This window comes from Winogradskyella aurantia (assembly GCF_002266855.1).
Taxonomy (GTDB): domain Bacteria; phylum Bacteroidota; class Bacteroidia; order Flavobacteriales; family Flavobacteriaceae; genus Winogradskyella; species Winogradskyella aurantia.
This window is the reverse complement of record NZ_NGJN01000019.1, coordinates 1-1,015: the sequence shown is the minus strand read 5'-3', so window position 1 is coordinate 1,015 and position 1,015 is coordinate 1. Positions and strand designations below refer to the sequence as shown.

1 protein-coding gene is annotated in these 1,015 nt (G+C 37.7%); it reads right to left on the bottom strand.

All coding sequences use genetic code 11. The annotated features are described in order from the left end of the window. Positions 1-43 precede the first annotated feature (43 nt). The coding region (locus CA834_RS14545; protein WP_110476952.1) for an IS110 family RNA-guided transposase at positions 44-1,015 on the bottom strand (972 nt) is incomplete at its 5' end.

The following is a 1,015-nucleotide window of genomic DNA, read 5'->3' as shown; positions in this document are numbered from 1 at the left end:
TATACGTATTCCAAGGTCAATTCCTAATTATTTAGATACTTTTTTAAGCTGCAAATTCTTGCATTGACACATACGGTGTCCCTCTTTTAACCACTGCAAATGCTCTTGATAAGATCTTGTTCCTAACATTGTTAAGTGCTACCATTTTCGGTTTACCTTCTGCAACTTTTTTCCTGTAATAGTATTTTAACTCTTTATCACATTGTATGGCACTTACACTGGCAAGCGTTAAGAGTGTTTTCATCTTTCTATCCCCTATGTGATGTATTCTGTTCTTGCGCCTTATACTTGTTCCCGAACTGTGCTCAAAAGGTGCTACGCCACAATAACTTGAAAACTGTCGCCAACCCTTAAAACGTTTGAAGTTATTGGTATGGTACAAAAGTTCACAGGATAGAACCAGACCAACTCCTTTTAAGGAATTTAAAAGTTCATAGTTCCTCTTCAAAGATTCTTCCTGTGCAATTAAAAGCTTAATACGTGCTTCAAGAGCTTCAATTTGCCTTGTAAGATAATGAACCGTCTTTTTAATTATCTTACAACAGGTATCGGTGGATGGGCTATTGAGCAATGACTGCATTTCCTTAAGACCACTCATCTTTCCAGTGCGATCCCTTACGAGCTGCTCCCTAAAAGACAACAATCTTCCAAGCTCTTGAATGTTTTGCCCTTTTGGAGTACTCAAAACCAGTTCTTCCTTATGCAGCCATGCATATCTCGCAATCATTGCAGCGTCCAAACGATCTGTTTTGCCTCTTACTATTCCAGTAGATCTCTTAATGGCCAAAGGATTTTCCTCTACATAATCGATACTAAACTCTGAAAGGTAAATACCCAAATTCGTTGAGTAATGACCTGTATCTTCAAAACAAATAAAACAACTTTGTACTTCTAAATACTTATCTATCCAAAGCAAAAGGGCCTTAAACCCCTTCGGAGTATTTGAAAATACACGGTGCAACGACCTTCTATGCATATGCGCATCAATGGTCAATTTAGATACGTCAATACCTAT